Origin of the sequence: uncultured Agitococcus sp., assembly GCF_937920075.1 — a bacterium.
Taxonomy (GTDB): Bacteria; Pseudomonadota; Gammaproteobacteria; order Pseudomonadales; family Moraxellaceae; genus Agitococcus.
In genome coordinates, this window is record NZ_CALETI010000074.1 from 1 (window position 1) to 6,836 (window position 6,836).

A 6,836-nucleotide genomic window follows, 5' to 3' on the forward strand; every position below is an offset into this window, starting at 1 on the left:
CAAATGATGGGCATTAGCGAATCAGGGGTAAAAAGCCGTGTTAAGCGTGGCCGAGAAAAACTCCGTGATTTATTGGTCAGTTGTTGTGGCAGTGATTGCACTTGCCACGAAAAAACCACTGAACAAGGCTGTTGTCATCAGCATTAAAGTTAAGCATTTCATCAACGTAAAATGATTGTTTATTGTGCAAAAATACACCATACTTTAATCTTAGGATTTACGCGGTTATTACATTTCAATCGTTTTCAACGATTTTATGTTCGCAAAACGCGCTAATTTCGGTGAAATGCGTAAGTCCAGAGCTAATTATTTTCATCATACACAAGGAAGAAACCATGAAAAAATCTGTTGTTTTTGCCTGTCTTGCACTCACTATGATGGGGCTATTTGTGATTGAGCCTGCTTTTGCAGGGCCAGGTGGTGCAATAGCAAAAGCTGTCGCCCACAGTTTTTGGGCAAAGCTAGTTATTGCCTTATTAGTGTTATTTTTCTTACCTTTAATTTGCTATATTTTAATTCGTGAATGGCTAGCTAGTCGCCGCGCCTTAAAAGACCTACGCTTTATGGCGCAACATCATAAAGCCTTTGATTGGCTTACATTAAGACATCGCATTCAAGATTGTTTTTTTAGAGTACATGCTGCATGGCAGCAAGAAGATGTATCAACAGCCTCTCAATGGATGACCGATTGGTATTGGCAAAATCAGCAGCTTGCTCATTTAAATCGTTGGCAACAACAAAATTTAATCAATATTTGTGAGGTTAAAGCCCTCAAATCTATTAAACCCTTGTTGTTTACTCATCGAAATGAAGGTGCAGCCCATGAAAACTCGATGCTCGTGGTGTTAATTAATGCCAATATGATGGATTATTTAAAACAACGTGATACAGGCGTGATAGTTGAAGGCAGTTCAGATTATCAAGATGTGGAGCGTGTTTGGACATTTATTTTTCAACAAGGTGCTTGGAAAGTTTCAATGATTGAAGAAAGCAGTACCTCATTAGAGTATGCCAATATGATTAAGCAGCTGCCTGCTATCGAAACCACACTATTATCGCCCATCAATAAATAAACCTATAGGGCTGATATGTTTACATCAGCCCTATCTGTAAAATTTCTTTCGCAACCACTTTTGCCCAACGCTGATAGGCAATTGGACTGGGATGAAACCCATCCTTTGCCAAAAACTCAGGTTCAAAACGTGCTTTGGGAGAGACCACATAACCATACGCATGGTTATCAAAATGCTTTTTTAGTTGTCGATTAAACTGTTTAGCATACAGGCCAACATACCAACGCAAAGGTTGTGGCAATGCTTTAAAATGTCCCATCGGTGGCACACCCGACAACAGCACTTTTTGCACGCCAAATTTAGTAGCCAATAACTCCACTAATTCTTGTTGTTGTTTTAACCAATGGCGTGTAGCCACTCGGCGTGTAACATCATTAACGCCTAAAGAAACAACCGCCACATCAAAATGTTGGCTACGCTGTTGGGCTAAATGGGCTAATAAATCTGCCGTGGTAAATCCTGTTTTGGCAATTAACAACCAAGAGACTTCACATTGAGTAGCTAACTCTGCTGTCAACTGCCCGACTAAGGCTTCGCGTTGATGCACTGCCCCCACACCTGCTGCCGCAGAATCCCCCACTACTAACAGGCGTAAACGTTTTCCCTGTCCTGTAACGCCTTGTCGTGCGCCTTCTGCTTCGGGTAAACGTGGTGTGACTCGTTTTACATACCAACCTTGTACCACTAATAATGGGGCTAAGGCTAAAGTAGTCATGGCCAAACGCATCATTAATCCTCACTAAAAATTGCTTACAGATGCTAACGCAAAAGACTAGATTATTACTATCTATCTAAGCTATTTTAAACGTCCTTTCTCTTTGCCTGCTATGGCATTATCTTTAACATTATGCGTTTATTTTTTGCTCTTTGGCCAAGTGCCACTACGCAACAACAGTGGTTAAGTAGTACCGATTCTTTAATTAAACCGCTTGGAGGAAAACAAGTTCCTGCTAATAATCTTCATTTAACCCTACATTTTTTGGGTGAGATTGATGGCAGTCGTACTTCAAGTTTACAAAGAGTGGTTGATAATCTTCAACCACAACTCATTCATTTACAGTTTGATAAAATTGAATGTTGGCGTAAAGCGGATTTGGCCTGTTTACGCGCCAACCAAGAACCACCTGCTTTAGCCAATTTAGTCAATCAACTAGGCAAAGGTTTACAACAAGCAGGTTTTAGCATCGAAAAACGTGCTTTTAAAGCACATGTAACCTTGGCAAGACGTTTACAGTTTTGTGCCGAACAATTACCCGTTTGGCCAAGTTTAGAATGGCAAGCCGATACTTTAGCTTTAGTACGCTCAAGACTCACACCTGAAGGCTCAGTTTATACGCCTGTCAGTGAATGGCAGTTGTAAGACCTCACCCTAGCCCTCTCCTACAAGGAGAGGGAACATCATCACTATATAAAAAAGATGTGTGCTTAGGATAAGATCATCCCACAAATATCTTCTTGGCCAAGGGTAAGGCTTTGACACCCCCAATCGTCACCGCCGTCATTAAACCACCAATCATCGCTCCAACTACACCACAGGTCATAATATCCTGCCCTGTTAAATATAAGCCTTCAATTTCTGTTTTGGGACGCAACCAATTTTGTTCAAAACGTTGCGGATCATGGTCTAAGCCATAAATTTCACCTTTTTCATACCAACAGAAAAACTGGGTTGATAAGGGTGTGGCCAATTCGTAATAATCGATTTTGCCGCGCAAATGGGGTAATTTTTCATAGAGTTTTTCGAGTAAGCGTTGCGCAAAGCGTTCTTTTAACGCCTCATAATCATCACCACGTTTGCCCCACGGTTTATCAGCCCATTGCTGCACCCACTCCCACGGACAAGGGGCAACAATTTCAATGGTAGAGCGATTGGGATAACGCTCATTAAAGGTTGGGTCTTTGGCTGAGGGAAAAGAAATATACACTAAAGGAAAATCTTGCTCAGGGTCGGCCATAAACTTATCAATATCTTGTTCATAACGCTCACTAGGGTAAATCCACAAATTTGTTTTTGGCAATTTGAGATTTTCACTGGTGTCTTGCAAGCCAATATACAACGATAAATTTGCCATAGAAGGTTTAACTTTTTGCAAACCACGTGCATAAGAGGTTTTATCAACCAATTCTGACGGCACTAAACGATTAAACGTATTAAAAACGCCTGCATTACTAATCACAATTGGCGCGTGGACATCAGTGCCATCTTTCATACGCACCCCCACCGCCTTCCCTTGCTCAATTAAGATTCTTTCAACGGCTGCATAGGTAAATACTTCACCGCCATTTTTTTGAATTTGTGGAATGATGGTTTCGGCCATGCGTGACGCACCGCCCACAGGATAATAGCCGCCGTATAAATAATGTTTGGCAATTAACGCATGAATCAAAAAGCTGGATTGTGCGGGTGGCATACCATTGTCACCCCATTGGCCTGTTAAAAAAGCAATTAACTTTTGATTAGACGTTAACTCCTCTAATACTTGACGTGTGGGGCGATTAAAATAATCGGGCATGGTACGTTCACGTACTAAACGTGAGGCTTTAACCATAAAACTGGGTAGCATACGTTCTACGGTAAAATGTTGCATGGCATCAGACACACGTCCCAACCGAAATAAATACTCATCAATCGCTGCTTTTTCTTCTGGAAACCGTTTTAATAAGTTATCCCTAAAATTATTGCGGCCTGCTACTAAATCAAAACTATCTTCACCTAAATAAATACGGTCATAGGTGCTATCCATCGCTTGCCATTGCAATTCATTATTACTAATAAAATCAAACAAACGACGGGCTAATGTGGTTTTTACCCCGACATCACCAATGTAATGCACCCCTACATCCCACTCATAACCATTACGACTATAACTATGGGTAAAACCACCTGCGGTATAGTGTTGCTCAAAAACCACCACTTTATAACCAAAGCTGGCCAAGCTAGCTGCTGCTGTTAAACCGCCAATGCCCGAACCAATAACAATGGCATCATAGTCACCATTTAAACGATTGGCTCGATAGCGTTTGCCAATACGAATGGTACTGGGTGTTAAACCTGATTTTTTTTGTGGGGTCGCTACTGCTTCGGTCATGACTGTTTGCTCCAAATTAAGGCAAAATAATTTACGTTTCCATCACTCAGCATGGTGAAAGTTAGAGTGAGGGTCTGCGTAACAAACCATGTGCTAAGGTGTCTTGCACTTGATTAGCAATAGCCATCAGTGCATCTGTTTGATTGGGATGTTTAACTAAACCATCTATGGTTAGCATGGCCATACCATGCACCAACGACCATGCGGTCATGGTCATCACTTCCAACGGTAAATCTCTAAATAATTGCTCATCAATGCCACGCTTAATGGTGTTACGTAACATGGCAAAACTGGTATTTGATGCTTGAAATAAATCGGGATAACGGGCGCGCTCAACCATACGCTGACCAAACATTAAACGATAATGCGCTGGATGATGAATGGCATAATCGACATAACCTATGCCAATACGTTTTAACGCTACTAAGGCATCACACGGCTCGTGGCCTAAATACTTGTGCATATTTTGCGTTAAACCCACAAAACCATCACACGCAATCGCCGCTAACAACGCCGATTTATCTTCAAAATGGCGATACACGGCCGTAGGTGACACGCCAACATCAGCCGCTAAAGCCCGCAAACTCAATTTGGCAATACCATCACTTTGCAAACGTTGTACAGCAGCACTAATTAACGCATCTCGTAAACTGCCGTGATGATAGTGTTCTTTGATAATATTTTCTTTTTTCATAAATCGACTTAAATTTAGTTTTATTTACAATAACCAATAATGTTAACACTGTCAACATTATTTTAATAAAGATTAAAACTTGTACTTTAAAAACAAATTTATCAAATAAAATCAATAGGATATTTTAATGTCAGTTTTTTAACTAATTGTAAACGCTGGCGTGGATTTTCTTCTTCTAATAATTGTTGTTGTTCGTCTAACGATAAAGGCAATGCCTCGGCCAAACGCCATGCCAAACTACCTGCATCACTTAATCGATCTCCACATTCAGTAAAAGCTTCAGCAATTTCAGATAAATCATCAGGAATAGCTACAATAGGCTCAGGCTTGAGCCATTCTATTTGGGCACGAGCCAAACCATCTTCCTCAATATTAATACTCAAAATTTTAAAACGTCTGTCACCGACAGCTAAAGCGGCCAAACTACCATCCTCTAAAGCAACTTGTTGCACCACATAAGCGGCACAACCCACATCATAAGGAAATGCTGGCTCACCGACTTCTTGACCATAACGAATTCTAACCACACCAAAGGGTTGAGTTTTGCCACATTCATCTAATAAACGTCGGTAACGTAACTCAAACACGCGCAACGGCAATTCGCCTTGTGGATATAAAACCGTATTTAACGGGAATAGTGGCAATTCTTGCTTCATTATTGACTTGACCTTGATAAAAAGACCGATGCGGTAATCTAAATATCATTACAAAAAACATTCTGTCAGCTATAGTTATCCTGATATTGAGATAGTCCCCATATTATTTTAGACTAGCTCAAAACTAAAAAAATGTAAGGACAACTTATGCCTTTTGGCCAGCGATTGCTAAACCCGATCCTCACTCGAACCTTACGCCATCCTGTCATGCAGGAATTGTTCCATCATCGACATGAATGGTGGCGACAATTACGCGGCAAACCGCAACAAGTGGTCGTATGGTTACGCTTTACCGATCCCTATAGTTATTTACTGATTCAAACTTTATCCGATTTTATTACTCACTTTGACGTTAAATTGATTTTTAAATTTTTACCCTATCAAGAGCCAGATCAGTTTTTTAGTTATTATTTGCGTGATGCTTGGCATTTGGCACAATTTCATCAGTTACAATTTCATCACTTTCACGCCCCCTCCGAAGAACAATGTTTTATTGCTAGCCAATTGTTAATCGCCAATCGTCATCTGCCCACGGATGAATTTTTAATTTTAGCCAAACAAGTATTTTTGTGTTTATGGGAACATCAGCATCAAAAACTTGCCATGCTCAGTTTACGCTTTCAAAATTTAGCGGCATCAAGTACACAAAAAAAGCTCAAACAAGCACAAATACTTTTTGAATCACAACAATTTCGTAAAGCTGCGATGTTACAATTTCATCGTAGCTATTATTGGGGAATCGACGAATTACCTTTATTGGCTAAACGTTTAGAACAATTGAATGATGATCAATCAGGCCATCCTTTTTGCCTCAACCAAGATCAACACCAAAGTACACAACATTATCTGATTAATGACTGGCAACAACTTGCTCAAATTCGCTCACAAAAATATGAGCTTGATTTTTATTTTAATTTTCAAGACCCGTTATCCTATATTTATTTAATAGCGACACATCACCTCACTGAACATTATCAAATTAAACTCAATTTACGACCTATTTATCTGGAAGAAGATAGTCGTCAACATGGGCAAGATTTGTCTTTTGAAGAATTAACACACCTACAAGAATTAGCCCAATCTTATCAATTGCAAATCAATCCTAGCTACATTTTATCAACACAAGGACTAACGCATTGTTTTGCCCTATTTTATTTAGCCCTAGTTCAAGAGAAAACACCACAAATCACCCAACATATCTTGACTAGTATTTGGACGGACAACAAAGATTTAAGCTATTTACCTCATCTACAATCATTATTAGCCGATTTAGGGTATAACAACAAACAATTTAAAGAATTGCTAAAACAACAAGCTTGGCATG

At 39.9% G+C, this 6,836-nt stretch carries 7 protein-coding genes; 3 read left to right on the forward strand and 4 right to left on the reverse strand.

What is annotated here, in order from left to right:
• Positions 1-335 precede the first annotated feature (335 nt).
• A complete protein-coding gene (locus Q0212_RS02905) occupies positions 336-1,073 on the forward strand; it encodes a Tim44-like domain-containing protein (RefSeq protein WP_297921951.1) in 738 nt (245 codons plus the stop codon).
• Positions 1,074-1,092: 19 nt separating this feature from the next.
• On the opposite strand, the gene Q0212_RS02910 is transcribed toward Q0212_RS02905, so the two are convergent.
• Positions 1,093-1,788 carry an SGNH/GDSL hydrolase family protein gene (locus Q0212_RS02910; protein WP_297921954.1) on the reverse strand — a complete coding sequence of 232 codons (696 nt, stop codon included), beginning with the start codon at positions 1,786-1,788 and terminating at the stop codon, positions 1,093-1,095.
• 132 nt (positions 1,789-1,920) lie between these two features.
• Here Q0212_RS02910 and thpR point away from each other — a divergent pair, with 132 nt between their 5' ends.
• On the forward strand, positions 1,921-2,433 hold the full coding sequence (thpR, locus tag Q0212_RS02915) for an RNA 2',3'-cyclic phosphodiesterase (protein ID WP_297921957.1): 513 nt from the start codon (positions 1,921-1,923) through the stop codon (positions 2,431-2,433).
• Between the two features lie 76 nt (positions 2,434-2,509).
• Here thpR and Q0212_RS02920 read toward each other — a convergent pair whose 3' ends face one another.
• From Q0212_RS02920 to Q0212_RS02930, 3 genes are all read right to left on the reverse strand, one after another.
• Positions 2,510-4,162 carry an NAD(P)/FAD-dependent oxidoreductase gene (locus Q0212_RS02920; RefSeq protein ID WP_297921959.1) on the reverse strand — a complete coding sequence of 551 codons (1,653 nt, stop codon included), beginning with the start codon at positions 4,160-4,162 and terminating at the stop codon, positions 2,510-2,512.
• A 61-nt stretch (positions 4,163-4,223) separates the two neighbouring features.
• Entirely contained in the window at positions 4,224-4,856 is a 633-nt protein-coding gene (locus Q0212_RS02925; protein ID WP_297921962.1) for a TetR/AcrR family transcriptional regulator, read from the reverse strand.
• 101 nt (positions 4,857-4,957) lie between these two features.
• Positions 4,958-5,512, reverse strand: coding sequence for an LON peptidase substrate-binding domain-containing protein (locus tag Q0212_RS02930; RefSeq protein WP_297921965.1), 555 nt, complete (start codon positions 5,510-5,512; stop codon positions 4,958-4,960).
• A gap of 147 nt (positions 5,513-5,659) precedes the next feature.
• Here Q0212_RS02930 and Q0212_RS02935 point away from each other — a divergent pair.
• Positions 5,660-6,836: DsbA family protein (locus Q0212_RS02935; RefSeq protein ID WP_297921968.1), on the forward strand; the 1,177-nt coding region annotated here is incomplete at its 3' end.

Coding starts and splice junctions, on each gene's coding strand:
- Q0212_RS02925 (WP_297921962.1), bottom strand. CDS start 4,856: ATGAAAAAAGAAAATATTATCAAAGAACACTATCATCACGGCAGTTTA.
- Q0212_RS02905 (WP_297921951.1), top strand. CDS start 336: ATGAAAAAATCTGTTGTTTTTGCCTGTCTTGCACTCACTATGATGGGG.
- Q0212_RS02910 (WP_297921954.1), bottom strand. CDS start 1,788: ATGACTACTTTAGCCTTAGCCCCATTATTAGTGGTACAAGGTTGGTAT.
- Q0212_RS02930 (WP_297921965.1), bottom strand. CDS start 5,512: ATGAAGCAAGAATTGCCACTATTCCCGTTAAATACGGTTTTATATCCA.
- Q0212_RS02920 (WP_297921959.1), bottom strand. CDS start 4,162: ATGACCGAAGCAGTAGCGACCCCACAAAAAAAATCAGGTTTAACACCC.
- thpR (WP_297921957.1), top strand. CDS start 1,921: ATGCGTTTATTTTTTGCTCTTTGGCCAAGTGCCACTACGCAACAACAG.